General features: G+C 70.1%; 22 protein-coding genes. 8 read left to right on the top strand and 14 right to left on the bottom strand.

Features of this window, described 5'->3' with window-relative positions; translation table 11 throughout:
- The first annotated feature begins 1 nt into the window (after position 1).
- A complete protein-coding gene (locus tag SBP02_RS20250) occupies positions 2-1,231 on the top strand; it encodes a nucleoside recognition domain-containing protein (protein ID WP_318644193.1) in 1,230 nt (409 codons plus the stop codon).
- Here SBP02_RS20250 and SBP02_RS20245 read toward each other — a convergent pair.
- Positions 1,213-2,295: a DUF5924 family protein gene (locus tag SBP02_RS20245; RefSeq protein ID WP_404824399.1), complete on the bottom strand. Its 1,083-nt coding sequence runs from the start codon at positions 2,293-2,295 to the stop codon at positions 1,213-1,215. The genes SBP02_RS20250 and SBP02_RS20245 overlap by 19 nt on opposite strands.
- Before the next feature lie 190 nt (positions 2,296-2,485).
- On the opposite strand from SBP02_RS20245, the gene SBP02_RS20240 reads away from it, so the two are divergent.
- Both SBP02_RS20240 and SBP02_RS20235 read left to right on the top strand, forming a co-directional pair.
- The gene (locus tag SBP02_RS20240) at positions 2,486-3,448 is read left to right on the top strand and encodes an NAD-dependent epimerase/dehydratase family protein (RefSeq protein WP_318644192.1); all 963 of its coding nucleotides are present in this window, start codon (positions 2,486-2,488) and stop codon (positions 3,446-3,448) included.
- 108 nt (positions 3,449-3,556) lie between these two features.
- Positions 3,557-4,531 (top strand): TAXI family TRAP transporter solute-binding subunit, encoded by a 975-nt coding sequence (locus tag SBP02_RS20235; RefSeq protein ID WP_318644191.1) that lies wholly within the window; start codon positions 3,557-3,559, stop codon positions 4,529-4,531.
- 54 nt (positions 4,532-4,585) lie between these two features.
- Here the strand turns inward: SBP02_RS20235 and SBP02_RS20230 are convergent, their stop codons facing one another.
- The 3 genes from SBP02_RS20230 to SBP02_RS20220 all read right to left on the bottom strand — a co-directional run bounded on the left by SBP02_RS20230 (position 4,586) and on the right by SBP02_RS20220 (position 7,197).
- Positions 4,586-4,822, bottom strand: coding sequence for a zf-HC2 domain-containing protein (locus SBP02_RS20230; protein WP_318644190.1), 237 nt, complete (start codon positions 4,820-4,822; stop codon positions 4,586-4,588).
- Positions 4,816-5,421, bottom strand: a complete 606-nt coding sequence (locus SBP02_RS20225) for an RNA polymerase sigma factor (protein WP_318644189.1) — start codon at positions 5,419-5,421, stop codon at positions 4,816-4,818. The genes SBP02_RS20230 and SBP02_RS20225 overlap by 7 nt, the downstream gene beginning before the upstream one ends.
- A 129-nt stretch (positions 5,422-5,550) precedes the next feature.
- Positions 5,551-7,197, bottom strand: a complete 1,647-nt coding sequence (locus SBP02_RS20220; protein WP_318644188.1) for a Na/Pi cotransporter family protein — start codon at positions 7,195-7,197, stop codon at positions 5,551-5,553.
- 428 nt (positions 7,198-7,625) lie between these two features.
- On the opposite strand from SBP02_RS20220, the gene recC reads away from it, so the two are divergent.
- The 4 genes from recC (at position 7,626) to SBP02_RS20200 (ending at position 17,148) form a co-directional block, all read left to right on the top strand.
- Positions 7,626-10,916: an exodeoxyribonuclease V subunit gamma gene (gene recC, locus SBP02_RS20215; protein WP_318644187.1), complete on the top strand. Its 3,291-nt coding sequence runs from the start codon at positions 7,626-7,628 to the stop codon at positions 10,914-10,916.
- Entirely contained in the window at positions 10,913-14,455 is a 3,543-nt protein-coding gene (gene recB / locus SBP02_RS20210; protein WP_318644186.1) for an exodeoxyribonuclease V subunit beta, read from the top strand. The genes recC and recB overlap by 4 nt, the downstream gene beginning before the upstream one ends.
- Entirely contained in the window at positions 14,452-16,275 is a 1,824-nt protein-coding gene (gene recD, locus SBP02_RS20205) for an exodeoxyribonuclease V subunit alpha (RefSeq protein ID WP_318644185.1), read from the top strand. Before recB ends, recD begins: the two co-directional genes overlap by 4 nt.
- 126 nt (positions 16,276-16,401) lie before the next feature.
- The gene (locus tag SBP02_RS20200) at positions 16,402-17,148 is read left to right on the top strand and encodes a substrate-binding periplasmic protein (protein ID WP_318644184.1); all 747 of its coding nucleotides are present in this window, start codon (positions 16,402-16,404) and stop codon (positions 17,146-17,148) included.
- 9 nt (positions 17,149-17,157) lie between these two features.
- On the opposite strand, the gene SBP02_RS20195 is transcribed toward SBP02_RS20200, so the two are convergent.
- Positions 17,158-18,066 carry an AEC family transporter gene (locus SBP02_RS20195; RefSeq protein WP_318644183.1) on the bottom strand — a complete coding sequence of 303 codons (909 nt, stop codon included), beginning with the start codon at positions 18,064-18,066 and terminating at the stop codon, positions 17,158-17,160.
- A gap of 92 nt (positions 18,067-18,158) precedes the next feature.
- On the opposite strand from SBP02_RS20195, the gene SBP02_RS20190 reads away from it, so the two are divergent.
- The gene (locus SBP02_RS20190) at positions 18,159-18,563 is read left to right on the top strand and encodes a GFA family protein (protein ID WP_318644182.1); all 405 of its coding nucleotides are present in this window, start codon (positions 18,159-18,161) and stop codon (positions 18,561-18,563) included.
- A 20-nt stretch (positions 18,564-18,583) separates the two neighbouring features.
- Here SBP02_RS20190 and SBP02_RS20185 read toward each other — a convergent pair whose 3' ends face one another.
- The 9 genes from SBP02_RS20185 to SBP02_RS20145 form a co-directional block, all read right to left on the bottom strand.
- Positions 18,584-20,536 (bottom strand): DUF7844 domain-containing protein, encoded by a 1,953-nt coding sequence (locus SBP02_RS20185; protein ID WP_318644181.1) that lies wholly within the window; start codon positions 20,534-20,536, stop codon positions 18,584-18,586.
- The gene (locus SBP02_RS20180) at positions 20,533-20,853 is read right to left on the bottom strand and encodes a DUF2388 domain-containing protein (protein ID WP_318644180.1); all 321 of its coding nucleotides are present in this window, start codon (positions 20,851-20,853) and stop codon (positions 20,533-20,535) included. The genes SBP02_RS20185 and SBP02_RS20180 overlap by 4 nt, the downstream gene beginning before the upstream one ends.
- Positions 20,854-20,994: 141 nt before the next feature.
- Positions 20,995-21,312: a DUF2388 domain-containing protein gene (locus SBP02_RS20175; RefSeq protein WP_318644179.1), complete on the bottom strand. Its 318-nt coding sequence runs from the start codon at positions 21,310-21,312 to the stop codon at positions 20,995-20,997.
- Between the two features lie 97 nt (positions 21,313-21,409).
- Positions 21,410-21,616 carry a DUF1127 domain-containing protein gene (locus tag SBP02_RS20170; RefSeq protein ID WP_318644178.1) on the bottom strand — a complete coding sequence of 69 codons (207 nt, stop codon included), beginning with the start codon at positions 21,614-21,616 and terminating at the stop codon, positions 21,410-21,412.
- Between the two features lie 251 nt (positions 21,617-21,867).
- Positions 21,868-22,083: a DUF1127 domain-containing protein gene (locus tag SBP02_RS20165; RefSeq protein ID WP_318644177.1), complete on the bottom strand. Its 216-nt coding sequence runs from the start codon at positions 22,081-22,083 to the stop codon at positions 21,868-21,870.
- Between the two features lie 400 nt (positions 22,084-22,483).
- The gene (locus tag SBP02_RS20160; RefSeq protein WP_318644176.1) at positions 22,484-23,920 is read right to left on the bottom strand and encodes an NAD(P)(+) transhydrogenase (Re/Si-specific) subunit beta; all 1,437 of its coding nucleotides are present in this window, start codon (positions 23,918-23,920) and stop codon (positions 22,484-22,486) included.
- A 2-nt stretch (positions 23,921-23,922) separates the two neighbouring features.
- Positions 23,923-24,237, bottom strand: a complete 315-nt coding sequence (locus SBP02_RS20155) for an NAD(P) transhydrogenase subunit alpha (RefSeq protein ID WP_016490057.1) — start codon at positions 24,235-24,237, stop codon at positions 23,923-23,925.
- An 11-nt stretch (positions 24,238-24,248) separates the two neighbouring features.
- Positions 24,249-25,370, bottom strand: a complete 1,122-nt coding sequence (locus tag SBP02_RS20150) for a Re/Si-specific NAD(P)(+) transhydrogenase subunit alpha (protein WP_318644175.1) — start codon at positions 25,368-25,370, stop codon at positions 24,249-24,251.
- 559 nt (positions 25,371-25,929) lie between these two features.
- On the bottom strand, positions 25,930-26,835 hold the full coding sequence (locus tag SBP02_RS20145) for a LysR family transcriptional regulator (RefSeq protein WP_318644174.1): 906 nt from the start codon (positions 26,833-26,835) through the stop codon (positions 25,930-25,932).
- Positions 26,836-27,000 lie beyond the last annotated feature (165 nt).

Here is a 27,000-nt window from a genome sequence, read left to right as displayed (position 1 = left end):
CATGCTCAACGGCCTGTGGCTGAGTTTTTTCCTGGTGGCGGCGCTGGCCGGCCTGTCGCGCTGGCTGTTCGGCGACGATCCGGCGGTGTTCGCCGCCATGGTCGAGAGCCTGTTCGCCATGGCCAAGCTGTCGGTCGAGGTCATGGTGGTGCTGTTCGGTACCCTGACGCTCTGGCTCGGCTTTCTGCGTATCGCCGAGAAGGCCGGCCTGGTGGATTTGCTCGGACGCGCCCTGGGGCCGCTGTTCGCGCGGCTGATGCCCGAGGTGCCGCGTGGCCATCCGGCGCTGGGGTTCATCACCCTCAACTTCGCCGCCAACGGCCTGGGCCTGGACAACGCCGCCACGCCGATCGGCCTCAAGGCCATGCGCGCACTACAGGAGCTGAATCCGAGCCAGACCGTGGCGAGCAATGCGCAGATCCTCTTCCTGGTGCTCAACACCTCGTCCCTGACCCTGCTGCCGGTGAGCATCTTCATGTACCGGGTGCAGCAGGGCGCGCCCGACCCGACCCTGGTGTTCCTGCCGATCCTCCTGGCCACCAGCGCCTCGACCCTGGCGGGCTTGCTGGCCGTGGCCCTGGTGCAGCGTCTGCGCCTGTGGGACCCGGTGGTGCTGGCCTACCTGATTCCCGGCGCCCTGGCCCTGGGCGCCTTCATGGCGCTGCTCGCCGGGCTGAGCGCCACGGCACTGGCGGCGCTGTCCTCGCTGCTCGGCAACCTGACCCTGTTCGGGCTGATCCTGCTGTTCCTGCTGGTCGGCGCGCTGCGCCGGGTGCCGGTGTACGAGAACTTCATCGAGGGCGCCAAGGAGGGGTTCGACGTGGCCAAGAGCCTGCTGCCCTATCTGGTGGCGATGCTCTGCGCGATCGGCGTGCTGCGCGCCTCGGGTGCACTGGACCTGGGGCTCGATGGCATACGCGCGCTGGTGCAGGCGCTCGGCTGGGACAGCCGCTTCATCGACGCCCTGCCCACCGCCCTGATGAAGCCCTTCTCCGGCAGCGCGGCGCGGGCGATGCTCATCGAGACCATGCAGAACTTCGGCGTGGACAGCTTTCCGGCGCTGCTTGCGGCCACGGTGCAGGGCAGTACCGAGACCACCTTCTACGTGCTGGCGGTGTACTTCGGGGCGGTGGGCATCCAGCGCGCGCGTCACGCCGTGGGCTGTGCCCTGCTGGCCGACCTGAGCGGCATCCTCGCCGCCATCGCGGTGTGCTACTGGTTCTTCGGCTGAACCGGCAGCACCAGGCCCGCGCTGGCCGCGGCGTCCTCGTACCGTTCGCTGGCGGCGTCGGCCGCCTCCGCCGCGAGCACGCGGAAACGCAGCACGCCGATCATCTGCCCGGCCTCGGTGAGCACCTGGACCTGCCAGCGGCCTGCCGCGTCGGCGGGGAAGTTCTGCTTGTGGCTCCAGGCGCGGTAGCCCTGCTTGCGGCCGCCATGGATGGACAGGGCGATGCGCTCGACCTCGCGGCCCTCGTGGCGCCAGACATGGTAGATGCGCTCGTTCAGCCCGCGCGGGGCGCTGATCGCGGTGTAGGCGTACAGGCCCTGGCGGCGTAGCCGGTCGGCGCCGAGCTGCTTCAGGCGCTGGCCGGGGCTGCGGCGGTAACCGTCGAACTCGGCAGACAGCGCCGCCTCGGTCAGCCACAGGGTCGCCGGCGGCACCCAGACCCGCGTCAGCCAGCCGCCGACGCCGAGCGCCAGGCACAGGCCGAGCAGCAACAGGCCGCGCCACCAGCGTGCCACGTTGATGCTGCCCAGCAGGCTGGGCAGCGACAGCAGCACGGCGATGGCCAGGGCCAGCCGGTAACTCTGCGGCGTGGTCAGCTTGAGGATGAGCGGCAGCGCCGTGAGCAGCACGGCGAACAGCGTCAGGCAGTGGAAGCCGAGGTACAGCCAGCGCCGCGGCGCCAGCCAGCGGTAGTACAGCGGGTCGATGATCGAGACCAGCGCGGCCGCGCCGAGCAGGCCGCTGAACAGGGCCTGGCCGCTGTCCCAGGTGGTGGTGATGAAGAAGAACGGCAGGACGAAGAACAGGCTCTCCTGGTGGATCAGCTGGGTCGCGTAGCGCAGCAGCGGCGGCGGCAGTTCGAAGCCGAAGCGGCGGGCGATGCGCTCGCGCAGCAGGTTTTCCAGGATCAGCCACAGCCAGCTGACCAGCATCACCAGGGCCAGCACGCTGGCCAGCCCGGCCTGGCGCTCGACCAGCAGGAAGCTCGCCAGGCCGGAGGCGAAACCGAAGATCGCCACCAACCAGGGATGGCGGCGGATCAGGGCGGCGAGGCGCAGCAGCAGGGGTTTGCCGTGCTGGAGCAGGGGCAATGGCAAGGGCGAGCCCAGGGCAGGGGATGGACGGCCAAGGATACTGTATCGGCCCGCCCGAGCGCAGTGCCACGGGGCCCGGTGGCCTATGCTGTCAGCATGCGCAGGCGCCCGTGTGCAGTAGCTCGCCGGTGCCGCGGGGGCGTCAGGGAGGGGGAGCTGCATGCGCGTCTTGATCACCGGTGCCGCGGGTTTTATCGGCCAGCAGGTGCTGGCCGAACTGGCGGTCCAGCACCCCAAGTGGATGCTGATCGCCGCCGATATCCGCCCCGTCAGCCTGCAGGGCTTGCAGCTCAACGTGGAGCCGGTGCGCCTGGATATCAGCCGCCCCGACCAGGTTCAGGACTGCGTCGGCGAGTGGAAACCGCAGGCGATCCTGCACCTGGCCGCGGTGGTCAACCCGCCCCCCGGCATGAGCGAGGCGCGCCTGCACGCCATCGAGGTGGGCGGCACGCGGGCGTTGCTCGAGGCGGCATTGGCCCATGCTGTCGAGCACCTGATCGTCACCAGCTCCGGCGCGGCCTATGGCTTCTGTCCGGGGCATGCCGAGTGGATCGATGAGGAGCAGCCGCTGCGCGGGCATGGATCGTTCGCCCATGCCCGGCACAAGTGCGAAATCGAGGAGCTGCTGGCCGTCGCCCGCGCGCGGCAGCCGCGGCTCCGGCAGCTGGTGTTGCGGCCCAGCACCATTCTCGGCAAACGGGTCGACAGTCGCATCGGCGAGCTGTTCAGCCGCCGCACTGTGGTGGGGCTCAGGGGCCATGACAGCCGCTTCGGCTTCGTCTGGGACCAGGATGTGGTGAATGTCATACGCCAGGGGCTGGAGCGGGGTAGCGCCGGCATCTTCAACCTGGCCGGCGATGGGGCGCTGTCGCTGCAGGAAATCGCCGCCCTGCTGGGCAAGCCCTACCGGCCCCTGCCCCTTGGCCTGCTGCGCACGGCGTTGCGCCTGTTCAAGCCCCTCGGCCTGAGCCGGCACGGTGCCGAGCAACTGGATTTCCTGCGTTATCGGCCGGTGCTGGCCAATCGGCGACTCAAGGAGGTCTTCGGCTACACCCCGCGCTACAGCAGTCGCGAGGCGTTCCTGGCCTTTCTCCAGGCCCAGGGCATTCAGCCGTGCTGCTGAGCTCGGCTAGCTGTCGTGCAAATCGGCCTCGACGGGTTAGTCTTTGCATATCCGGCGCAGCCCAGCAGGCGCGCCCGTTCGAAAATCCACAAATTAAGGAGAGTTCCCATGAAAGGCCAACCCCTCGCCTGGGTCCTGTCGGCTGTTCTCGCAGGTGGCGTCCTGGGCGGCGTGGTGCAGGCCGAGGAGAGGCCCGTGATCATCGGCACCGGCGGTGAGACCGGCATCTACTACGTCGCCGGTCAGGCGATCTGCCGTTTCTTCAACGGCGCCATGGGCGAGCAGGGCCGCGGCTGCAAGGCCCCGGCCAGCGGCGGTGGCGTGGCCAACGTCAGGGGCCTGCGCAGCGGTGCATTCGACTTCGGCCTGATGCAGGCGGATCACCAGTTCAAGGCGCTCAAGGGCCTGGCGCCGTTCGAGGCCGAGGGGGCGATGAAGGACATTCGCGCGGTATTCTCCCTGCAGGATGAAGTCTTCACCCTGCTCGCCCGCCGCGACGCCCGGATCGCCACCCTCGACGACCTGCAGGGCAAGCGGGTGAATCTCGGCAACCCGGGCTCCGGGCAGCGCAACACCCTGGAAGAGCTGATGCGGGTGAAGGGCTGGGACAGCACGGTGTTCGCCCTGGCCGCCGAGCTCAAGCCCGCCGAGCAGGCGTCTGCCCTGGGCGACAACAACATCGACGCCATGACCTATTTCGTCGGCCATCCCAACGGCGCGATCCAGGAGGCCACGACCATCACCGACGCGGTGCTGGTGCCGATCGATGGCGCCGTGGTCGACAAGCTGCTGGCCGAGCGGCCCTACTACAGCCAGGCCAAGATTCCCGGCGGGCTGTACCGGGGCAACGATGCCGCAACGCCCTCGATCGGCAGCAAGGCGCTGCTCGCCACTACCGCCAAGACCGACCCGCAGCTGGTCTATCAACTGGTCAAGGCGGTGTTCGAGAATTTCGAGCGTTTCCAGCGTCTGCACCCCACCTTCGCCGAGCTCAAGGCCGAAGAAATGATCGAGGTGGGGCTGAGTGCACCGTTGCACGAGGGGGCCGTGCGCTACTACAAGGAGCGCGGCTGGCTGCAGTGAGCCAGGTGCGTCCCGGGCACCGGCCGCGCGCCGGTGTCCGGGGCGTGCTTCGGCTTATTGCCCGGGGCCGCCTGGCGGGCGGCTGGCGGCGAGAATGGCTGCGCTGTCCACCGGCTCGTCATCCAGCGGCAGGCGCCGGAGGGTGTCGGAGGTCAGGCGCAGCTGTTCGATGTACAGCTGGCACCGGTCGCAACGGCGCGTATGCAGCATGACCGCCATACGGGTGCGCCAGTTCAGGCGGCGGTCGATGATGTCCGATGCCAGTTCCGTCATTTCCTGGCAGCTCAGCATGTACCTACCTCCTCATAGTGTTCGAGCATCGCATGCAGGCGTTGCCGGCCGCGGTGCAGCAGGACGCGGACATTGCCTTCGGCCAGTTTCAGGGCCTGGGCGATCTCGCTGAACTCCAGGCCCGCGACTTCGCGCAGCAACACCACCGATTGCTGGTCCTTGGGCAGCTTGTGCAGGTGCTCGCGGATGCACTGGTACAGCTCGGCCTCGGTGAGCAGGGCCTCCGGCGAGTCGTGATGCCAGCCGGCCGGCGGGCGGCTCCAGGCGCCGTCCCGATCGAAGCGACCCGCCAGGGGCGAGCCGCCGTCGGCGCCCCAGGCGTCCCAGGCGACTTCCCGTTTGTATTTACGCAACAGGGCTCGCGCCTCGTTCAAGGCGATGCGCGCCAGCCAGGTGCGCAGCTTGGCGCGGCCCTCGAATTGGGCGATGGCGGCAAAGGCCTTGATCCAGGTTTCCTGGGCCACGTCCTTGGCCAGATCGGGGCCGGCCAGGGGGGTGGCCATGACGACCAGAAAGCTGTGATGGGCCTCGATGGCCGCCGCGAAGGCCTGCGGGTCCCCTCGCTGCATGCCGCGAATCAGCTGTTGCTCGTCGTCCATCGGGTCCTCCTGGGCAGCGGCTGCCGCAGTGGGTGGGTACTCCTCAAGGCGACCCACCTGGATATTCGAAGGCTCGGCTTGGCGCTTGTTACACCTTTCGTCCGGTCTGGCTTCGGGGCTCGGCGGAGGTCACTCGCCGGCCACCTCTTCCACCTTCAGCGCGCCCGTCTCGCCGGCCTCCAGCACCACATAGGCGCTGCTGCAGAACAGCGAGTTGAGGCGCTTCATGTCGCTGATCAGCTCCAGGTGCAGGGCGCTGGTCTCGATGCTCTGCACCACCTGACGATGCAGGCGACCGACATGGGCATGGGCCAGGCGCCGCTCGCGAGCGCGGAAGCGGCGCTTCTCGCGCAGCAGCTGGCGGGCGCTCTCGGTGTCGCCGGAGAGCAACACGTTGAGCCCCAGGCGCAGGTTGGCCATCAGCTGGGCATGCAACTCGGTCAGCTCCTCGAGGCCGCTCTCGGAGAAGGCATGGCGTTGGGCGGTCTTCTCGTCCTGCACCTTGCCGAGCATGCGCTCGATGATGTCGCCGGCCTGCTCCAGATTGACCGCCCACTCGAGGATCTCCGCCCAGCGCCGGCTGTCCCGTTCGCTGAGGGCGTCGTGCGGCACCTGGGCCAGGTACAGCTTGACCGCGCTGTACAGGGCGTCGACGTCGTCGTCCAGGCGGCGCAACTCCTTGCTCAGGGCCGGCTGGTTGCTGCGCAGCACCTCCAGCAGATGGCGCAGCATGGTCTCGATCAGGTCGCCGATGCGCAGGGTCTCGCGCACCGCCCCTGCCAGCGCCAGGCTCGGGGTGTCCAGGGCAGTGCGGTCGAGGTGGCGCGGGCGGGCCACGCCGCTGTCCTCGGCGCGATCCGGCAGCAGCCAGTTGCAGAAGCGTGCCATGGGCCCGACGCTGGGTAGCAGCACCAGACAGCGCAGGCTGTTGTAGAGCAGGTGGAAGCCGACCACCAGCTCCGCCGGGCGCCAGTTCAGGCTGTCCAGCCAGGCCACCAGCGGATCGAGCAGCGGGATCACCAGCAGCAGGCCGAGCAGCTTGTACAGCAGGCTGCCCAGCGCCACCCGGCGTCCGGCCGGGGTCTGCAGGCTGGCGGTGAGGAAGGCCAGCAGGCCGCTGCCGATGTTGGCGCCGATGACCAGGCCGATGGCCACCGGCAGGCTGATCAGGCCGGCGCCGGCCAGGGTCGCGGTGAGCAGCACGGCGGCCAGGCTGGAATAGGAGATCAGGGCGAACAGCGCGCCGACCAGGGCATCGAGCAGCAGGTCGCCGGTCAGCGAGGCGAACAGCACCTTGATGCCGTAGGCCTGGGTGATCGGCGTGGCGGCGCTGACGATCAGCTCCAGGGCCAGCAGCATCAGGCCCAGGCCGATGCCGACGCGGCCGAGCTGGCCGGCACGGCTCTGCCGCCGCGAGAGGAAGAAGATCACCCCGAGGGTGATCAGCAGCGGCGACAGCCAGCCCAGGTCCAGGGTCAGCACCCGGGCCATCAGCGCCGTGCCGACGTCGGCGCCGAGCATGATCGCCAGGGCCGGGGTCAGCGCCATCAGACCCTGGCCGACGAAGGAGGTGACCAGCAGCGCGGTGGCGTTGCTGCTCTGCACCAGGGCGGTGACGCCGATGCCGGCGACGAAGGCCATGGGCAGGCGGTTGACGTTGTGGCTGAGCACCTTGCGCAGGTTGGAGCCGTAGACCCGCAGGATGCCGGTCCGAACGATATGGGTGCCCCAGATCAGCAAGGCGATGGCCGAGAGCAGATTGAGCAGGGTCAGCATCGTGCATCTCCCTGTCGCGGGCCGCCCAAGCAGGGGCGACAACCGGGTACGGCGCAGGCGGCCACGGGACGAGCCTGTGGCAGGCAGCGCAGGTGCGTGGCAGGCCCGGAGGCGATGATTTTTTTCCCGGGCTCTACTTAAGCTGTAGCCGGCGAATGGCCGCTGCGCCAGCTACGGGTCGCCCTCGGGCCGGTTCAGCTGGGCGTGCGCGTGGCCAGAGCCACCAGGCCGGCGGCTCTTGGATCGGGGGCCCAGACCCCAGGCGCCGCGGCCTGCGATACGGCGCCGTGTGGCCGCGCCTGGGACAACTCGGGCGGCATCCGACGGACTCCGGACAGCACCCAGCGGGCGACACAGGTTGTCGGCCGAGTCCGTCATGCTCGCCGAACTGGTAACCTAGCCCGACCGAACGGATGCGACCGCTCCCCATGCTGACGCTCTACCACGCACCAGACCTTGAGACCCTCGGCGAGCTGGCCACCACCCTGCTCGCCCAGCCGCAACGCGAGCCCTTCGCGCCGGCGCGGGTGGTGGTGCCGAGTCAGGGCATCGGCCGCTGGCTGACCCTGCAGCTGGCACGCAGCCAGGGCATCGCCATGCAGCTGGAGGTGCAGCTGCCCTCGGCCTTCGTCTGGGAACTGTCGCGGCTGGTGCTCGGCCAGTTGCCGGAGCAATCGGCCTTCACCCCTAGCACCCTGGCCTGGCGCCTGTATGACTGGCTGTGCGAGCCGGGCCAGTTGGCCCAGGCGCCGCGCCTGGCGCATTACCTGGACGGCGGCGACGAGCGTCGACGCCTGTCGCTGGCGGCCAGGATCGCCGACGTCTTCGACCAGTACCTGCTGTACCGCGACGACTGGCTGGCCGCCTGGGAGCGCGGCGAGCTGCTCGAACTGGGCCCCGACGAGGCCTGGCAGGCGCTGCTCTGGCGCGAGCTGACCCGTGACGGCCATCCGCACCGCGCGCGCCTGCTCGACGACCTGCTGCGCCGCCTGCACGACCAGACACCCCTCGCCGGCCTGCCCGAGCGCCTGCTGGTGTTCGGCATCAGCGCCCTGGCCCCGCACCATATGCGCGTGCTCGAGGGCCTGGCCCGGCACACCGAGGTGGTGGTCTTCGCCCTTAACCCCTGCCGCGAGGCCTGGGGCGAGATCCGCGATATCCGCGAACTGGCCAGGCAGTCGCAGAACGCAGCGGATGCTCAGGCCATGAGCCCGGACGACTGGTATCTGGATGTCGGCCACCCCCTGCTGGCCAGCCTCGGCAAGCAGGGCCGGGACTTCTTCGACAGCCTGTTCGCCCTGGCCTCGGCCGAGGGCGCCCAGGAGCTGGGCCTCTACTCCGAAGACGCCGACCTGCACGACGCCAGCCTGCTGCAGGCGCTGCAGAACGACATCCTGCGGCTGCGCACCCGCGCCCCGGAGGAGCGCCTGGTCCTGCGCGAGGACGACCGCTCGCTGGAGCTGCACGTGGCCCATTCGCCGCTGCGCGAGGTGGAGATCCTCCACGATCAGCTGCTCGCCCGCTTCCAGGCCGACCCGCAGCTGAGCCCGGACCAAGTGGTGGTGCTGACCCCGGACATCGAGCGCTACGCCCCCTATATCGAGGCGGTGTTCGCGCCGCGTGAGGGCGTGCCGCGGATGGCCGCCCCGCGGATTCCCTTCAGCCTGGCCGACCGCAGCCTGCGCGCCGAGGTGCCGCTGATCGAGGCCTTCCTCGGCCTGCTCGCCCTGCCCGACAGCCGTTTCAGCGCCGAGGAGGTCCTGACCTGGCTGGAGCAGCCGGCCCTGGCCCGGCGTGCCGGCATCGAGGCCGAGGACCTGCCGTTGCTGCGCGACTGGCTGCGCGAGGCCGGTGTGCGCTGGGGCCGCGACGCCGGCCACCGGGCCCAGCTCGGCCTGCCGGCGGATGCCGCCTTCACCTGGCGTCAGGGCCTGGATCGCCTGCTGCTGGGCTTCGCCGCGCCGCCGCAGCTGGCCGGGGCGCGGGCGCCGCTGCTCGGCGCCAGCTGGCCGCTGGATGCCCTGGAAGGTGCCCGCGCCCAGTTGCTCGGGCGCCTGGCCGCCTTCGTCGAGCGCCTCGCCAGCTTGGCGCAGAGCCTGCAGCGGCCGCGCCCGCTGGCCGAGTGGGCCGAAACCCTGCGGGCGCTGATCGACGAGCTGTTCGACGAACGCGAGGCCGGCGACAGCCTGTTGCTGCTGTCCAGGGCCTGCGCCGGCCTGGCCGAGCAGGCCGCGGCCGCCGGCATCGAACGGCCGCTGGAACTGGCGCTGATCCGCCAGCAGCTGACGGCGGCGCTGGAGCAGGGCAGCGGCGCCTCGGGCTTTCTCACCGGCGCGGTGACCTTCTGCACCATGGTGCCGATGCGCAGCCTGCCGTTTCGTCAGGTCTGCCTGCTCGGCCTGGACGACGGCGCCCTGCCCCGGCGCACCCCGGCCGCCGGTTTCGACCTGATCGCACAGCAGCCCAGGCGCGGCGACCGCGCCCGGCGCCTGGACGACCGCTACCTGCTGCTCGAGACCCTGCTCTCGGCCCGCGGCGGCCTGTACCTGAGCTACGTCGGCCGCGATCCGCGCAGCAATGCCGAGCTGCCGCCCTCGGTGCTGGTCAGCGAGCTGCTGGATGCGGTCGACCTCACCGCGGTCTGCGCCGACGGCAGTAAGGCCAGCGGCCATATCCGCCTGGAACACCCGCTGCAGCCCTTCGCGCCCGGCAACTTCGCCGGGGCACGCCAGGCCGGTTTCGCCGCGCCCTGGTTCCGCGCGGCCCAGCGCCTGAGCGAGGCGGTCGCGGCCCCTGCACCCTTCGCCGCAACCCTGCCGGCGCCGGGGGAGGACTGGCTGACGCTGGAACCGAGCCAGCTGGTCCACTGCTTCAAGCACCCGGCGCGCTACCTGCTGGAGCAGCGCCTGGGCCTGCGCCTGGCGCAGAGCGAGGAGGCCCTGGCCGGCGACGAGCCCTTCAGCGTCGAATGGACCAGCCAGCACGGCCTGCGCCAATTGGCCCTGCAGGCCGTCGAGCGTGGCTGGAGCGAGGCCGAGGAGCGGGCGCTGGCTGCCGCCTCCGGCTGGCTGCCGGTGGGCGAACTGGGCCAGGCCCACTGGGGGCAGATCCGCGGACCGATCCGCGCCTTCGCCCCGACCCTGTTCGACGAGCGTCCGACGGACACGCCGCAGCCGCTGCTGGTGGACATCAGCCTGGCCGGCGTGCGCATCCACGGCTGGCTCGACGGGGTGACCGCCAGCGGCCTGTTCGACTACCGCCTGCGCAGCCTCGGCGCCTGGGAGCTGGCGCCGTTCTGGCTGCGCCACCTGCTGCTCAATTGCGCCGCGACCCCGGGCATCGCCCGCGACAGCCGTCTGTTGTCGCCGAAGAACGAATGGCGCCTGGGGGCGTTGGCCGATCCCCTGGCGCTGCTCGAGCCCTGGCTCGCGGCCTACCAGCGCGCGCTGTGCGAGCCCCTGCCGCTGCTGGCCAAGTGCAGCCATGGCTTCGCCCACAAGTGGCGCAACCCGGGGCGCAAGGAACCGCTCGAGGCGGCGCGGGCCGAGGCGCGCGTCATGTGGCAGGGCAACGACTTCATGACCGGCGAGTGCCAGGACCCCTGGAATGCCCTGGCCTTCCGCGACCGCGATCCCCTGGACGCAGCGTTCGAGGCCCTGGCCGAGCAGCTCTACGGCCCGGCCCTGGATGCCCTGCAGGGCGAGGAGGACGAGGCATGAGCGGCGCCAGTCTGGACCTGTTGCAGGACAGCTTCGCCGGCCGTTCGCTGATCGAGGCCAGTGCCGGCACGGGCAAGACCTGGACCCTCACCGCGCTCTATGCCCGCCTGCTGCTGGAGCGGCAGCTGTCGGTGTCGCAGATCCTGGTGGTGACCTTCACCACCGCCGCCACCGCCGAGCTGCGCGAGCGCATCCGTCTGCGCCTGGCCGAGCTGCTGGCGGTCTACGAGCAGGGGCCGGGCGAGGATGCGCTGCTCAACCGCCTGCACGCCCGCTACCCGGACGCGGCCAGCCACCGGCGCCTGCTGCTGGCGGTGCACGGCTTCGACGAGGCGGCGATCTTCACCATCCACGGCTTCTGCCAGCGCGCCCTGCAGGATGCGGCCTTCGAGGCCGGCGGCGACTTCGACAACGAGCTGACCCAGGACGACCGGGAGATTCTCGACGCCCTGCTCGCCGACCTCTGGCGCCACGAGCTGGCCGCCGCCGAGCCGGAATGGGCGGCCTTCCTGGTGCAGCAGAGGCTCACCCCCCAGGTCCTGCGCCAGCGCCTGCGCGGTCACCTGGGCAAGCCCTACCTGCGTATCGAGCCCCAGCCCGGCGCCCAGGCCGATCTGGCGCCCCTGCGCGCGGCCTGGCAGCAGGCGCGGGACGCCTGGTTGACGCACGGCGGCGCCTGGCTGGAACAGCTCAAGGCCTTCGACGGCTTCAAGAGCAACATGGTCGACGCCACCAAGCTGGGCGCCTGGCAGGCCGAATTGGACGGCTACTTCGGCGATTCGGCGGCGCTGTTCGGCAAGGTCGAGGGCCTGCGCCGGCTGAGCCGCGAGGGCCTGCTCAAGGCCAGCAAGAAGGGCGCCGCGGCGCCGGCCAGCCCCCTGGCAGGCGCCCTGCAGGACCTCTGCGACGCGCTGGAGGCGGCGCTGCCGGAGGCCGAGCAACGCCTGATCGCGCTGCAGGTGCGGCTGATCGGTCAGCTCAACGAGCAGCTGCCCCAGCGCAAGGCGGCGCAGCGCCTGCTGGCCTTCGACGACCTGCTCAATCGCCTGCAGCAGGCGCTCTATGGCGAGGGCGGCGAGCAGCTGGCGCAGACCCTGCGCGCGCAGTACCCGCTGGCCCTGATCGACGAGTTCCAGGACACCGACCCGGTGCAGTACCAGGTGTTCCGCCGCATTTACCAGGACGCAGGGGATCTTTGCTTCGTGGGTGATCCGAAACAAGCCATCTACGCCTTTCGCGGCGCCGACCTGGCCACCTACCTCAGGGCCCGCGACGAGGCGGCGCGGCAGTACAGCCTGGCCACCAACCATCGCTCCACCCCCGCGCTGATCGCCGCCCTCAACCAGCTGTTCGACCGGCCCCGGCCCTTCGCCGAAAAGGGCCTGGCCTATCCGCCGGTGGGCGCCAGCCAGCGGCCGCGGCCGCGCCTGGTGTTGCCGGAGGAGGCCGAGGCACCCCTGGCGCTGGTCTGGCTGGACGACGAGTACCTGACCAAGGGCCAGGCCGGCGCCCTGGCGGCCCGCGACACGGCGCGGCGCATCGCCGCCGTGCTCAGCGCCAGCGGCAGTGGTCAGGCCTATTTCGAGCACAGCGGCGAGCGGGCTCCGCTCAAGGGCGGCGATATCGCCGTGCTGGTGGCCAGCCATCGCCAGGCCGCCGAGGTGGCCGCCGAGCTGGCCGCGCGCGGGGTGCCCAGCGTGCGCCGCGGCAAGGAGAACGTCTGGCACAGCGAGGAGGCCGAGGCCCTGGCCGCGGTGCTGGCCGCCTATGCCGAGCCCGGCCGCGAGGGCGCCCTGCGCTACGCACTGGCCACCCGCCTGCTGGGCCGCAGCGCCGCCGAGCTGGCCGCCTGTCAGGACGATGCGCGGGCCTGGGACGAGGAGCGCGAGGCCGCCGAGCGCTACCACCAGCTGTGGCAGCAGCAGGGCTTCATGCGTGCCTTCCGCGCCTGGCTGGACGAGCAGCGGGTGGCCGAGCGCCTGCTGGCGCTGGTCGACGGCGAGCGGCGGCTGACCAACCTGCTGCACCTGGCCGAGCTGCTGCAGAGCGAGAGTCTGCAGCGCCCGGGGCTGGAACAGCTGCTGGCCTGGTTCGAGGCCCAGCGCCGCGCCGAGGCCCACGGCGAGGATGCCCTGCTGCGCCTGGAGAGCGATGCCGAGCGGGTGCAGATCGTCACCATCCACACCTCCAAGGGCCTGGAATACCCCCTGGTGTTCTGCCCCTACCTGTGGGACGGCGCCCTGCTGCGCCAGTTCGAGGACATCAGCTGTCACGCCGACGACGGCACGCCGCTGCTCGACCTCGGCGGCGAGCACCTCGACCGCCATCGTGAGCGTGCCTGCCAGGAACGCTTCGCCGAGAAGCTGCGCCTGACCTACGTGGCCCTGACCCGCGCCCGCGACCGCCTGTGGCTGCACTGGGGGCCGGTGGACTGCAAGCCGAAGAAGGACGGCAGCCTCGGCGACTCGGGCCTGCACAGCAGCGCCCTGGCCTGGCTGCTGCACGGTCGCCGGCTGCCGGGGGAGGATGCCCTGGGCGAGCTGGCCGCGCACCTGCAGAGCCTGGGGCCGGCGCAGCTGCGCGGGGAGATCGAGCAGCTGGTCGCCGCCAGCCAGGGGCGCATGAGCGTACAGCCGTTGTTCGCGGGCGAGGCCAGCGCGGCCGGCGAACGCCGCGCGTCGCCACCCGAGCAGCTGGCCAGCCTGCAGCGCAGCCTGCACAGCGCCTGGCGCATCGGCAGCTTCTCCGGTCTGGCGGCCGGCATGCATATGGAGGCGCCGGACCGCGACACTCTCGCCATGCCCGCTGCCAGCGAGCCGGGCAGCGGCTTCTTCGCCTTCCCCCGTGGCGCCCGTGCCGGTACCTGCCTGCACGCCATCCTCGAGGACTGGGCGCGGGGCAAGGCGCCCCTGGCCGAATTGGTCGCGCCGGCGCTCAGCGGTCACGGCATCGATGCCGACACCTGGGGCGAGATCGCGACCCAGCAGTTGCAGCGGGTCATCGAGACCGACCTGGACGGCAACGGCCTGAGCCTTGCCGGCTTGGAGCCGGCGCGGCGCCTGCCCGAGCTGGGCTTCACCTTCCCGGTGGCCGGCCTCGAGGTGGTCCGTCTGCGCGCCATTCTCGGCGACCCGGCGCACGGCCTGCCGGCGCCGCTGCGCGAGGCCGCCGCACGCCTGGAGTTCGACAGCCTCAAGGGCTTTCTCAAGGGCTTCATCGACCTGACCTTCGAACACGACGGGCGCTGGTACATCGCCGACTACAAGTCCAACTGGCTCGGCCCGGATGCCGGCCACTACCAGGGCGAGCAGTTGCTCCAGGCCCTGGCCGCCGAGCACTACTACCTGCAGTACCTGATCTACCTGGTGGCGCTGCGGCGCTTCCTGCGCCAGCGCCTGGCGGATTTCACCGATGCGCAGCTGGGCGGCGCCTACTACCTGTTCCTGCGTGGCATGCCGGGCGCCGGGGTGTACTTCGCGCGCCCGGCCGATAGCCTGCTCGATGCCCTGGACCGGCTGTTCGAGGAGGGCGCCCGATGAGCCTGGCCGACCTGCCCCTCGGTCCCCTGCAGCGCGCCCTGGTCGCCAGCCTGCAGCGCCTCGATCCGGCCGCCGAGCCGCTGGTGCTGGCCTCGGCGGCCCTGCTCTGCGGGGCGCTGGAGCAGGGCGACGTGTGCCTGCCGCTGGCGCGCCTGGCCGGCCAGCGGCCCTGGCCGGAGCAGGACTTCGCCCTGCCGCCGCTCGGCGAATGGCGCCAGGCGCTGCAGGCCTCCTCGCTGGTCGGCGAGACGGGTGCCTTCGCCCCGCTGATCCTCGTGGGCGAGCGCCTCTACCTGGCCCGCTACGAGGCCTACGAACGGCAGCTGGCCGAGCAGCTGCTGGCCCGCGCCGGCGACCGCCCGGCGGTGGACGAGGCTCGCCTGGGCGAGAGCCTGGCCCGGCTGTTCGCCTTCAATAGCGAGCAACCGGACTGGCAGCGCCTGGCCGCGGCCCAGGCGGTGCGCCGGCGCCTGGCGGTGATCTCCGGCGGCCCCGGCACCGGCAAGACCACCACCGTGGTGCGCCTGCTCGCCGCGCTGCTGGAGCAGCCCGGCGGGGACAGGTTGGCCATCGGTCTGGCCGCGCCCACGGGCAAGGCGGCGGCGCGCATGGCGGAGGCGATCCGCACGGCCAAGGCGTCCTTGCCGGTCGACGCGGCGATCAAGGCGGCCCTGCCGGAGGAGGCGCGCACCCTGCATCGTCTGCTCGGCAGCCGCGGCGACAGCCCGGCGGTGCGTCACCACGCCGGCAACCCCCTGGCCCTGGACGTGCTGGTGGTGGACGAGGCCTCCATGGTCGACCTGGCGTTGATGGCCAAGCTGGTCGAGGCCCTGCCGCCCCAGGCGCGGCTGATCCTGCTCGGCGACAAGGACCAGCTGTGCGCGGTGGAGGCCGGCGCGGTATTCGCCGAGCTGTGCGAGGGCCGCGGCTTCGACGCTCAGGCAGCCGCCGAGCTGCAGCGGATCACTGGCCAGGCTGTGCCGGTGGCCGTGCCCGGTTCGCGCCTCGGTGACGCCGTGGTGCTGCTGACCCACAGCCACCGCTTCGCCGGCGACAGCGGCATCGGCGAGCTGGCCCGGCGGATCAACGGGGGCGATGTGCCCGCTACCCTCGCCCTGCTCCAGGAAGATCGCGCCGACCTGGCCTGGAACGCCCGGCCGACCCCGCAGGACCTGCTCGAACGCCTGGACCGCGGCTACGCGCCCTACCTGGCCGCCGCCCGCCGCGGCGAACCGGCCGCGGCCTTCGCCGCCTTCAACGCCTTCCGCGCGCTGTGCGCCCAGCGCGAAGGCGCCTGGGGCGTGGCCGGCATCAACGAGGCGCTGGAGGCGCGGATCAAGCGCCGCGGCCAGGTCGCCGGGCGCGAGCGCTGGTACGTCGGCCGGCCGGTGATGGTGCGGCAGAACGACTACGCCCTGGGCCTGTTCAACGGCGACATCGGCCTGTGCCTGCAGAGCGACCACGGCCTGCGGGTCTATTTCGAGGGCGAGGACGGCTACCGCCCCTTCGCCCCGGCACGCCTGCCCAGCCACGACAGCGCCTTCGCCATGACCGTGCACAAGAGCCAGGGCTCGGAATTCGCCGAGGTGCTGCTGGCGCTGCCCGAGCAGCCCAGCCCGCTGCTGACCCGCAGCCTGTTCTACACCGGCATCACCCGGGCCAAGCAGAAAGTCGAGATCTGGGGCCTGGCACCGCGCCTGGCCGAGGCGGTGAGCACCCGCGCCGAGCGGGCGGCGGGTCTGGCCGAGCGCCTGAGTTTGGCGGCGCCGCGGCCCGCGCCGGCGGCCTGCGGCGGGGGCCAGCTGGGGTTGTTCGAGTGAGCGCGCCCGGGCTCCCGCGATTGCATCGAGGGCCCGGGTCCCTACACTGAACCTGGGCCGCGAAGCCGGCGGCCTGCACCGGGCGGCTGATCATGAGGGAGCAAGTAGTTGATACGGACACGCTGGATGGGTTGGTTGTTGCTGCTGTGCCTCGGCGCGCGGGCCGAGGGCGGCGATCTGCGCCTGGTCACCGGCGACGACTATGCGCCCTTCACTGGCCGCGCTTTGCCCGGCGGCGGCCTGCTCACGCAACTGGTGCAGGCCGCCCTGGCTGGCCAGGGCGTCTCCAGCACGCTGGACTGGCGGCCGTGGAACCGTGGCTACCGGATGACCCTGCAGGGCGACTACGACGCCACCTTTCCCTATGTTCACTCGGACGAGCGGGCCGCGGACTACCTCTACTCGGCTGTGCTGATCAACGTCAGCCAGTATGTTTTCAGCCTGGCCGGAGATGAACTGGAGGCCGACCGGACGGAGTCGCTGGGGGGCAAGCGTCTGTGTTATCCCCTGGGCTGGCAGCCGCCGGCGGCCATCCAGCAGATGGTCGAGCAGGGTCGCTTGACCCTGCATGCGCCGGTCGGTCTGAACGCCTGTGCCCGGCTGGTGCTGCTCGGTCGCGATGACTTCTTTATCGCCAACCGCCCGCTGGGTGAGGCGGCCTTGCGTACCACGGGCGAGGCGGGGCGCTTCCGCCGCTCGCAGCATTCGTTCGGCAGCAGTTCCCTGCACGTCATAGTGCCGCGGAACCATCCTCGAGCCGAGCGCATTCTGCAGCAGCTCAACGCCGGCTTGGCCCGGCTGCATGAACGCAACGAGTACGGGCCCATGCTGGAGCGCTACCTGCAGCAGCGCCATGAGCAGGCCGGCCCCTGACGCGGGCTCTCAGGCCGCCAGCAGGGTCAGCAACAGCGGCAGAGTGGCCGCCGCCAGCAGGGTCTGCAGGGTGATCAGCCCGGCCATCAGCTGGCTGTCGCCGCCGAGCTGGCGGGTCAGCACGTAGGCGGTCGGGGCGGTCGGCAGGGCGAAGAACAGCAGCAGCACCGTGCTCTCCATCGTCGGCAGCTGCAGGCCGCGGGCCACGGCCCAGGCCAGCAGCGGCATGGCCAGCAGACGCAGCAGGCTGTTGCCGGCCAGGGCCGGGATCTCCCCGCCCAGCTGCTCGGGCTTGAGCGCCGCGCCGACGCAGAGCAGGCCCAGCGGCAGGCTGGCGGCGGCCAGCAGGCTCAGCAGGCGATCACTGCCGCCCGGCAGGCCGAGGCCGCCGAGGTTGACCAGGGCGCCGCCGAGGCAGGCGAGGATCAGCGGGTTCTTGAGGATCGGCAGCAGCAGGCCGCGGGCGCTGACGCCGCGCTCGGCGGTCAGCGACCAGACCGACAGCACGTTCACCGTCGGTACCATCAGCGCTAGCATCAGCGCCGCCAGGGTCAGGCCCTCCTGGCCGAACAGGCTGGCCACCGCGGCCAGGCCGAGGTAGGTGTTGAAGCGCAGCGCGCCCTGGGTGAAGGCGCCGAAGCGCGCCGCACGCCAGCCGCGCAGGCGGCGCAGCAGCAGCAGGGCGAGCCAGGCCAGGCCCAGGCCGAGCATGACCGCCAGGGCCAGCCGCGGCAGCGCCGGGTTATCCAGGGGTGCCGTGGCCAGGCTGCTGAACAGCAGGGCGGGAAACAGGATGAAGTAGTTCAGCCGTTCGGCGCCGGGCCAGAAGGCCTCGTTGGGGAAGTCTAGGCGGCGCAGGTAGTAGCCGGCGACGATCAAGGCGAACAATGGCCACAAGGCCAGCAGCAACTCCAGCACGACAGTCCCCGTCCGTGATAAACGGCCATATTGGCCAGCCGCCCAGCGCGGCGCAAGGGCCGAGCCGGGCCAACCCAGAGGAGGAGCAGGCGATGAGTGAAGTCCACAGCGGCGGCTGCCAGTGCGGCGCCCTGCGTTACCAGTTCGAGGCGCCGTTGCGCGACATCGCCCACTGCCATTGCGCGGTGTGCCGGCGCAGCGGCGGCGGCATCGTCACCACCTGGGTCACGGTGCCGCTGGCCAGTTTCCAGTGGCTGGCCGGTACGCCCAGGGAATATGCCTCCTCCGCCAGCTGTACCCGCAGCTTCTGTCCGACCTGCGGCGCTCAGTTGACCCTGTTCACCACGCTCAGCCCCGAGACCCTGGACGTGACGGTCGCCACCCTGGATCACCCCGAGCAGGCCCCAGCCGAGCGGCATATCTGGGTGCAGAGCCGCCTGCCCTGGCTGCATCTGGACGAGCAGCTGCCGCAGGAGCAGCGCGAGTCGCTGCCCTGAGCGCTGCGTTGCCCGGGCGCTCAGGGCAGCTGCAGGCCGCCGCCGGCCTGGTGCAACGCCCGCAGCTGCGCGCGTAGCGCCGCCAGGTTGGCCTCGCCGGCCTGCAGTTCGGCCAGCAGCGCCGGTTCCAGCAGCTGGCGCACCTCGCGGTCGAGGTCGTCGCTGAGGCGGCGCAGCTGGTGCTGGCGGCTCTGGCTCTCGGCCTCCAGGTGCCGGCGCTCGTCGGCCTGGGGCAGGCCATAGCCGCTGTCGAGCAGCTCCGCCGGGCGGCTCAGGAAGCCGCTGCCGGCGAGTATCTGCTGCAGGGCGTCGCCGGCCTTGCGCACGCCCGGCTGCGTGGCGTGCGGGTCGCCGAGGTAACGGCGTTTGAGCTGGTCCTGGGCCAGCAGCAGCTGGCGGCGCAGGGCGGCCTGTTCGAGCAGCAGCAGCGCGGCGCTGGCGCGCAGCTCGGCCCGGGGGAACCAGGCGCGGCGTTCGGCGGCCGGCAGCGCCAGCCAGTCCTCGACCCGCCGCTGTTCGATCGGTAGCAGCTCCTGCAGCACGGCGAACATCGCCTGGTAGCGCTCGCGGAAGGAGTCGAAGCGGTAGCCCAGGCGCAGCGCCTCGCGCGGGTCGTCGAGCACCCCGGGGTCGGCCAGGCCGCGGGCCACCAGGCCGTCCAGCAGGCCGTTGGGCAGGATGCTGTCGAACGCCTGCAGTCGCGGCGACTGGATGCCGCTGCGCAGCAGCTTGAGCGTCTCCACCGCGCAGTTGTTGGAGATGAAGTAGTAGTCGCCGTCGTAGCTCCAGTGCTGCTCGGCGGCGCGGGTCACCAGCGCCTCCAGCTGGCGACGTTCCAGGCGCAGCGGCACCGAGGCCAGGCTGCGCAGCTCGACCTTGGTGTATTCCTCGATCACCTGGGCCAGGGGCAGGACGAACAGGCGCGAGGGGTAGGCGCCGGTCAGGCCGTCCCAGCTGGACAGCTGCAGATCGCCGACGAAGGCGCGGTAGGACAGCACCAGGTGCTGCTCGAGGTCCAGGCGGCAATCCGGCCCGCGCGGCCGGCCGGGGGCGCAGATCACCAGGCGCAGCATGCTGTGGCCCCAGCGGCTGGCCCAACTCTGGTTGGCCTCGGCGAGCAGGTAGTCGATCTGGTAGACCCGCTCCGGGTCGAGGCTGGCCAGGGGCTGGCGGGCGAAGTCGCCGCCGGCGTTGAGGTAGGCGTAGCCCTCGCTGCAGGGCCGCTGGTGCGGCGGTGCCCAGGCGAAGTGGGTGCGCCAGTAGCGCGCCAGCGAGGGGCGGCGGCAGGCGTAGTCGGGGTCGAGGAGGAAGTATTCCAGGTTCACCGCGACGAACTCGCGCGGGTTGCTCAGTTCGTAGACATCCGGGCTGCGCACGCGCTGGGCGTTGTTGTGCTCGCGCTGGCCGCGACTGCCGATCCGCTGCGGCCAGCCGGCCAGATCGAGCAGGTAGGGGTCGTCGCTCAGGGTGAAGCGGCGCGCGGTCTGGCCGCGGCAGGCGTCGGGCAGGCCGACCGCGCCGAGGCTGGCGGCCAGGCGCCGGCAGCGCTGCAACTGGCGTCGTTCGTTCGCCGGCCAGAGCCGTGCGCGGTCGTACAGGTGGGTGAGCTCGTGCACCAGGGTGGCCAGCAGCTCGCGGCGCTGGCTGCCGTGGGGGCGGCCGGTCTGCTGGTGGGCGGCGCTGCCATCGCTCAAGGCCGGGAGCAGGGCGGCATTCAGTTCGATGCCGCTGAAGCGTCCGGCGCGGCCGTAGACCGTCGCCGGCATGCTCCGCCAGCGCACCGCCACGGGGCGATCCAGGCGCTCGCGCAGCAGGGGCGGCAAGGCGTCGAGGGCTTCGTCCAGCAGTGCCTGACTGGCTCGGCGTTGCTGGCGGTCGAGGTCGTCGCTGTCCAGCACCAGGCGCAAGGCGGCCTCGCTGCCGGCGCTGGCGAGCAGCGCCGTGGCCAGTAGCCAGGTGCGCGCCAGGTTCACAGGGCGAGGATGGCTTCGGCCAGCTCCAGGTCGGAGGCGGACCGGGTCTCGGGGGACTGGCGGCGGATGGCGCTCAGCGCCGCTTCCAGGTGGGCGCCGCGAATGGCGCCCTGGCTGGCGACGAAGCAGGCGGCGTCGTCGCGGGCCTCGGCCACCACCTTCATGTCGCGGATCGAGGTGGTGGTGTCCGAGGTGAAGTCGAGGCTGCGGTCCAGCGCACGGACGATGATGTTGCTGGTGGCGACCAGGGTCTGCGCCTGGGTATTGCCGGCGGCCAGGATGAGGCAGGCGATGGCGGCGAACAGCGGACGAGGCATGGATGGGCTCCGGGTAGAGGGCGGTGACGATTGGACGAGTTGGCGCGCCGACGGTTCCCGCGTGCAGGCAAGGGGGCGGCGATCTAGGCTCGGCCGAAGGCTAGCCCCGGCCGGCGTGTGGCGAAACCCGGATGTGCGAGGTCAGAGGCTGAGAATCGCCCTGGCCAGCTGCAGGTCGTCGGCGCGCAGGTCCGGGTTGTGCTGGCGGATATGGTTCAGGGCCGCTTCCAGGCGCACGCCACGGATGGCGCCCTGGCTGGCGACGAAGCTGGCGGCATCGTCGCGGGCGGCCAGGACCACCTTGTCGTCGCGCAGCGAGGAGGTGGCATCGGAGCTGGCTTCCGCGGTGCCGGCCAGGGAGTTGCCGATGGCATCGGTGGTGCCGACGAAGCTGGAGGCCGTGGCGCTGCCGCCGATCAGCAGCAGCGCAGTAAGGGCGAATAGGCGGGTGGGGTTCATGCGGATGTCTCCCGAGAAGGCTCGCCAGGGCCGGCGATTGGTCGTACTCAATGGCCTTAAGCCTAGCGCAGTCGGGACCCCATAGCCTACTGCCGGCTCAGCGCCAGAACGGCTTCTCCAGTTCGCGTCGACGTTCGGCTGGAGTGATGCCGTTGTCCATCAGCAGGCGCTCATCGAGCGCGGCCAGCTGGCGGCGGGTACGGGCGTTGCGCAGCCAGAGGGCCAGGGTGGCGTGCAGTCGGCCGAGCGGCTGGGTGTGGCTGGGCTGAAGGGGCAATGTGCTGGTGCTGAGGGTGCGCTCCATGACAGTCGACCTTCCCGCCTCGGGCGGGTGTGAGGTATGGGGCACCATGTTCGCGCCCCCTGTGAACAGTTGGCAGCTACAGCGAGGTCAAATTGTATTGGTGCAGTCTTCAGGTATTTGAAACTGTTCTGCTGTTCGGCCGGATAACTGTTCCACAGCCGTGCGGATGGCCCGCCACAAATGACGAGCCCCGCCGACGCGGTGCGTGGGCGGGGCTCGTCTGCAGAGCGGGTCGGCGCAGGCCGTGGCGCTTAACGCCAGAACGGCTTGCGCAGCTCGGCGAAACGCTGGCTCTCGCTGATGCCGGCGTCGGCCAGCAGGCGGGCATCCAGGCGCGCCAGCTGGCGGCGGCTGACGATGCGGCGCTGCCACAGCAACAGGGTGGCGGCGATGCGCAGCGGCAGGGAACTGGTGGCAGGGGCAGCGCTGTATTCGAAGAACAGGTCGGAACTGAGGGTGCGTTCCATGGTGACATCCTTCCGCTTGTGGCGGGTCTAGAGAGTGTTTTGCCTGGTGCCTATATTCCGCTTCTGCCAAGGGATTCTGTAGTCACAGATATTGGTAATTACGGGCCTATTAGATAGTTTGCTTTATAACTGTTATGCTGGTTTTAGTAGAAACTGTACCGCATAGAAGTTGTATGTCGCGTATTTACCAGTAAGTCTGGTTGATTGACCTGTATTTATCGTGTTTTTCAGTGACTGCCTGCCGGTACAGTTGCAAATTGATTGCTCGATGCTATTGACTCCGTGTTCAGAAAATATTCGCGCCTGTCGGGTGGTTGGGGGTTATCTGTACTGGCTTGAACGGCCCTCCCGGCAATGAAAAAGCCCGGCACGGGGCCGGGCTTTTTCAGCGAGGGTGAGGTCAGTCGACGGCCTTGACCATGTCCTCGATGACCTTCTTGGCGTCGCCGAACACCATCATGGTCTTGTCCAGGTAGAACAGTTCGTTGTCCAGGCCGGCGTAACCGCTGGCCATCGAGCGCTTGTTGACGATCACGGTCTTGGCCTTGTAGGCCTCGAGGATCGGCATGCCGGCGATCGGCGACTTCGGATCGTTCTTCGCCGCCGGGTTGACCACGTCGTTGGCGCCGAGCACCAGCACCACGTCGGCCTGGCCGAACTCGGAGTTGATGTCTTCCATCTCGAACACCTGCTCGTAAGGCACCTCGGCCTCGGCCAGCAGGACGTTCATGTGCCCCGGCATACGACCCGCAACCGGGTGGATCGCGTACTTCACGGTCACGCCCAGGTGGGTCAGCTTCTCGGCCAGTTCCATCAGTGCGTGCTGGGCACGGGCCACCGCCAGGCCGTAGCCGGGCACGATGATCACGGTGTCGGCGTTGGTCAGCAGGAAGGCGGCGTCGTCGCTGGAGCCGGACTTGACCGGGCGCTGTTCGCTGCTGCCCGCCGCCGGGCCGGCATCCGCCGCGCCGCCGAAGCCGCCGAGGATGACGTTGAAGAACGAGCGGTTCATCGCCTTGCACATGATGTAGGAGAGGATCGCACCCGAGGAGCCCACCAGCGAACCGGCGATGATCAGCATCGAGTTGTTCAGGGAGAAGCCGATACCGGCCGCCGCCCAACCCGAGTAGCTGTTGAGCATGGACACCACCACCGGCATGTCCGCGCCGCCGATCGGGATGATGATCAGCACGCCGATGACGAAGGCCAGGGCCACCAGCAGGGCGAAAGCGCTGAGGTTGCCGGTGAAGGTGAACACCAGGCCGAGGCCGATGATCGCCAGGCCCACCGCCAGGTTGAACAGGTGCTGGCCCTTGAACACCACCGGGGCGCCCTGGAACAGACGGAACTTGTACTTGCCCGACAGCTTGCCGAAGGCGATTACCGAACCGGAGAAGGTGATGGCACCGATGGCCGCGCCAAGGAACAGTTCCAGGCGGTTACCGGCCGGAATCGGGTCGGCCATGCTGGCAACGATGCCCAGGGACTGCGGCTCGACCACGGCGGCGATGGCGATAAATACCGCGGCCAGACCGATCATGCTGTGCATGAAGGCCACCAGCTCGGGCATCTTGGTCATCTCGACGCGCTTGGCCATGATCGAACCGGCGGTGCCGCCGATCAGCAGGCCGACGATCACGTAGCCGATGCCGGCGGTGGCCATCTCGGCGCCGAGCTTGTAGATCAGGCCGACCGTGGTGACGATGGCGATGGCCATGCCGACCATGCCGAACAGGTTGCCGCGGCGCGAGCTGGTCGGGTGCGACAGGCCCTTGAGCGCCTGGATAAAGCAGATCGAGGCGACGAGGTAGAGAACAGTGATCAGGTTCATGCTCATGGTCAGTGCTTCTCCGCCTGCGCCTTGGGCGCCTTCTTCTTGAACATTTCCAGCATGCGCCGGGTGACCAGGAAGCCACCGAACACGTTGACCGCGGCCAGGGCCACGGCCAGGGTGCCCATGGCCTTGCCCAGCGGGGTCACGGTCAGGGCCGCGGCCAGCATGGCGCCGACGATGACGATCGCGGAAATCGCGTTGGTCACCGCCATCAGCGGGGTGTGCAGGGCCGGGGTGACGTTCCACACCACGTGGTAGCCGACGTAGATCGCCAGCACGAAGATGATCAGGTTGTAGATGCCATCGGAAATCAGATCCATGTCCCTGCTCCTTAGCCGTTGTTGCGCACGACTTGGCCGTCGCGGCACATCAGGCACGCGGCGACGATGTCGTCTTCGAGGTTGAGGTGGAACTGGCCGTCCTTGTCGATGACCAGCTTGAGGAAGTCCAGCAGGTTGCGCGCGTACAGCGCCGAGGCATCGGCCGGCACCATGGCGGCCAGGTTGCTGTGGCCGACGATGGTCACGCCGTGCTGGATGACCACCTGTTCGGCGACCGTCAGCGGGCAGTTGCCGCCCTGGGCCGCGGCCAGGTCGATGACCACCGAGCCGGGCTTCATTTCCTTGACCGTTTCTTCCTTCAGCAGCACCGGGGCCTTGCGGCCGGGGATCAGCGCGGTGGTGATGACGATATCGGCCTGCTTGGCGCGCTCGTGCACCGCTCTGGCCTGGCGCTCCATCCACGACTGCGGCATCGGCCGGGCATAGCCGCCGACGCCCTGGGCGCACTCGCGCTCCTCATCGGTCTCGAAGGGCACGTCGACGAACTTGGCGCCGAGCGACTCGATCTGCTCCTTCACCGCCGGGCGCACGTCGGAGGCCTCGATCACCGCACCCAGGCGCTTGGCCGTGGCGATGGCCTGCAGGCCGGCGACGCCGGCGCCGAGGATCAGCACGCGGGCGGCCTTCACCGTGCCGGCGGCGGTCATCAGCATGGGCATGAAACGCGGGTAGTGGTTGGCCGCGAGCATCACCGCCTTGTAGCCGGCGATGTTGGCCTGGGACGACAGCACGTCCAGGCTCTGGGCGCGGGAGGTGCGCGGCGCCGCTTCCAGGGCGAAGGCGGTGATGCCGCGGGCGTTCATCCGCGCGATGGTCTCGTTGCTGAACGGGTTGAGCATGCCGACCAGCACCGCGCCGGTCTTCATGTGCGCCAGCTCGGCCTCGCTCGGCGCCACGACCTTGAGCACCAGGTCGGCGCCGAAGGCGGCGGCATCGCTGCCGATGGAGGCGCCGACTGCCGCGTAGGCGCTGTCCGGAATGCTGGCGCTGACCCCCGCGCCGCTCTGGACGGTTACCTGATGGCCTTGGCCGATCAGCTTCTTGATGGTCTCCGGAGTCGCGGCTACCCGCGTCTCGCCGGCTTGGGTTTCGAGAGGAACACCGATGTGCACTTCTTTTCTCCTGCGTGATCTTTTTAGTGAACCGGCGCACTACGGATGGCACGCGGGCAATGGGGAGGATCAGCACAAACCCACCCTAGCAGATGCTTCTGCGAGGGCAGGGCGCGGCATTTTGCAGGCGAAGCGCGGGGGCTTCAAGGCGTTCTGGAGTAAAACCTGGCGATAACTACAGGTCACGCTTTGACTTTATGGCCAGATTTTCCGGGCGAGCCCTGCTACACCGGCGCCTGCGGATCGATTAACGGGTTTTGCGGTGGCTATCGGTATCCTCGACATGAATCAGGGTTCATCATTCTGCCGGCTGTCTCGCCCGTACAGGGTCCGCCCCACGGGTTGCTAGGGCTGGACGCGGATGCCGCGACGAAGAGCAGGGCTGACAAAGGGTAACTCAGCGAGTAGGGCTGTAGCCTGCAAGATAATTGACTACGGGGTCAGCTCTGCTGCAGGACGGAGCCTAGCGGCCCCGCGGCGTCGGCGATGGCGCTAATGGAAAAAAGGATGTCGTCGAACACCGTGCGAGCTACATGCCGATAGCGGTTGCAGGGCCCTATTACAGGCCGTTGGCCGCGGCATAATGCCGCGCCTCGGCCACCAGCCAGTCGCGCAGGCGCTGCAGGGCGGCGGACTCCACCTTGCGTTCGGGTATCACCAGGTAATACGCCTTGTCGCTGCGGCAGGCATGTTCCAGGGCCAGCACCAGGCGGCCCTCGGCCAGCTCGCGCTGGATCAGGAAGGGCGGGATCAGCGCCACGCCCATGTCGTGCATGGCCGCCTGGGCCAGCATGGAGAACAGCTCGTAGCGCGGCCCGCCGAGGTCCCGCGGCACGCTCAGCCCCAGCGAGGCGAACCACTGGCGCCAGGCATAGGGGCGGGTGGTCTGCTGCAGCAGCGGCAGCCCGGCGATCTGCTCGGCGTCGAGGCTGATGTGCTCGCCGAGCAGGGCCGGGCTGCACACCGGCATGGCGTTCTCGCGCATCAGCGGGTGGGCGGCGGTGCCCGACCAGTCGCCGTCGCCGAAGTAGATGGCCGCGTCGAAGTCGGTGTCGGCGAACAGGAAGGGCCGGGTGCGGTTGGTCAGGTTGACCGTGACCTCTGGGTGCAGGCGCTGGAAGTCCTTGAGGCGTGGCAGCAGCCACTGGGTGCCGAAGGTCGGCACCACCGCCAGCTCGATGCTCATGGCCCCCTGCTGGCCCATCACCGCCAGGGTGTCGCGCTCCACCGCGTCGAGTTGGGCGGCCACCCGCCGGGCATAGGCCAGCCCGGCTTCGGTCAGCTTGACCCCGCGCCGCGAGCGGCGGAACAGCTCGACGCCGAGGAACTCCTCGAGGCCGGCGACCTGGCGGCAGATGGCGCTCTGGGTCAGCGCCAGCTCCTCGGCGGCCTTGGTGAAGCTCTGGTGGCGGGCGGCCGACTCGAAGGCGACCAGGGCGGCGGTGCTGGGGATCTTACGACGCATATGTGCGACACCCTCACTTTGTCTCGCATTTTTAGGCGTTCAATGCCATTACGAAGTGAGTTTATCGCACAGTTAGGTGCGAATAACTCGTTTGTCCGCAGCGCCTGGCAGGCCTAGGATCGACCGATACCCGCGTGGCTGGGGCGCCGCCGCTCCCGTCCCGCC

Source organism: Pseudomonas benzenivorans, from assembly GCF_033547155.1.
Classification (GTDB): Bacteria; Pseudomonadota; Gammaproteobacteria; order Pseudomonadales; family Pseudomonadaceae; genus Aquipseudomonas; species Aquipseudomonas benzenivorans_B.
The sequence above is the reverse complement of the archived record's forward strand: the minus strand, read 5'-3'. Positions and strand labels throughout refer to the sequence as shown.

Excerpts from the sequence above, each read along its gene's own strand:
- SBP02_RS20250 (WP_318644193.1), top strand. The coding sequence starts at position 2 with ATGCTCAACGGCCTGTGGCTGAGTTTTTTCCTGGTGGCGGCGCTGGCC.
- SBP02_RS20240 (WP_318644192.1), top strand. The coding sequence starts at position 2,486 with ATGCGCGTCTTGATCACCGGTGCCGCGGGTTTTATCGGCCAGCAGGTG.
- SBP02_RS20235 (WP_318644191.1), top strand. The coding sequence starts at position 3,557 with ATGAAAGGCCAACCCCTCGCCTGGGTCCTGTCGGCTGTTCTCGCAGGT.
- SBP02_RS20230 (WP_318644190.1), bottom strand. The coding sequence starts at position 4,822 with ATGCTGAGCTGCCAGGAAATGACGGAACTGGCATCGGACATCATCGAC.
- SBP02_RS20225 (WP_318644189.1), bottom strand. The coding sequence starts at position 5,421 with ATGGACGACGAGCAACAGCTGATTCGCGGCATGCAGCGAGGGGACCCG.
- SBP02_RS20220 (WP_318644188.1), bottom strand. The coding sequence starts at position 7,197 with ATGCTGACCCTGCTCAATCTGCTCTCGGCCATCGCCTTGCTGATCTGG.
- recC (WP_318644187.1), top strand. The coding sequence starts at position 7,626 with ATGCTGACGCTCTACCACGCACCAGACCTTGAGACCCTCGGCGAGCTG.
- recB (WP_318644186.1), top strand. The coding sequence starts at position 10,913 with ATGAGCGGCGCCAGTCTGGACCTGTTGCAGGACAGCTTCGCCGGCCGT.
- recD (WP_318644185.1), top strand. The coding sequence starts at position 14,452 with ATGAGCCTGGCCGACCTGCCCCTCGGTCCCCTGCAGCGCGCCCTGGTC.
- SBP02_RS20200 (WP_318644184.1), top strand. The coding sequence starts at position 16,402 with ATGGGTTGGTTGTTGCTGCTGTGCCTCGGCGCGCGGGCCGAGGGCGGC.
- SBP02_RS20190 (WP_318644182.1), top strand. The coding sequence starts at position 18,159 with ATGAGTGAAGTCCACAGCGGCGGCTGCCAGTGCGGCGCCCTGCGTTAC.
- SBP02_RS20180 (WP_318644180.1), bottom strand. The coding sequence starts at position 20,853 with ATGCCTCGTCCGCTGTTCGCCGCCATCGCCTGCCTCATCCTGGCCGCC.
- SBP02_RS20175 (WP_318644179.1), bottom strand. The coding sequence starts at position 21,312 with ATGAACCCCACCCGCCTATTCGCCCTTACTGCGCTGCTGCTGATCGGC.
- SBP02_RS20170 (WP_318644178.1), bottom strand. The coding sequence starts at position 21,616 with ATGGAGCGCACCCTCAGCACCAGCACATTGCCCCTTCAGCCCAGCCAC.
- SBP02_RS20165 (WP_318644177.1), bottom strand. The coding sequence starts at position 22,083 with ATGGAACGCACCCTCAGTTCCGACCTGTTCTTCGAATACAGCGCTGCC.
- SBP02_RS20160 (WP_318644176.1), bottom strand. The coding sequence starts at position 23,920 with ATGAGCATGAACCTGATCACTGTTCTCTACCTCGTCGCCTCGATCTGC.
- SBP02_RS20155 (WP_016490057.1), bottom strand. The coding sequence starts at position 24,237 with ATGGATCTGATTTCCGATGGCATCTACAACCTGATCATCTTCGTGCTG.
- SBP02_RS20145 (WP_318644174.1), bottom strand. The coding sequence starts at position 26,835 with ATGCGTCGTAAGATCCCCAGCACCGCCGCCCTGGTCGCCTTCGAGTCG.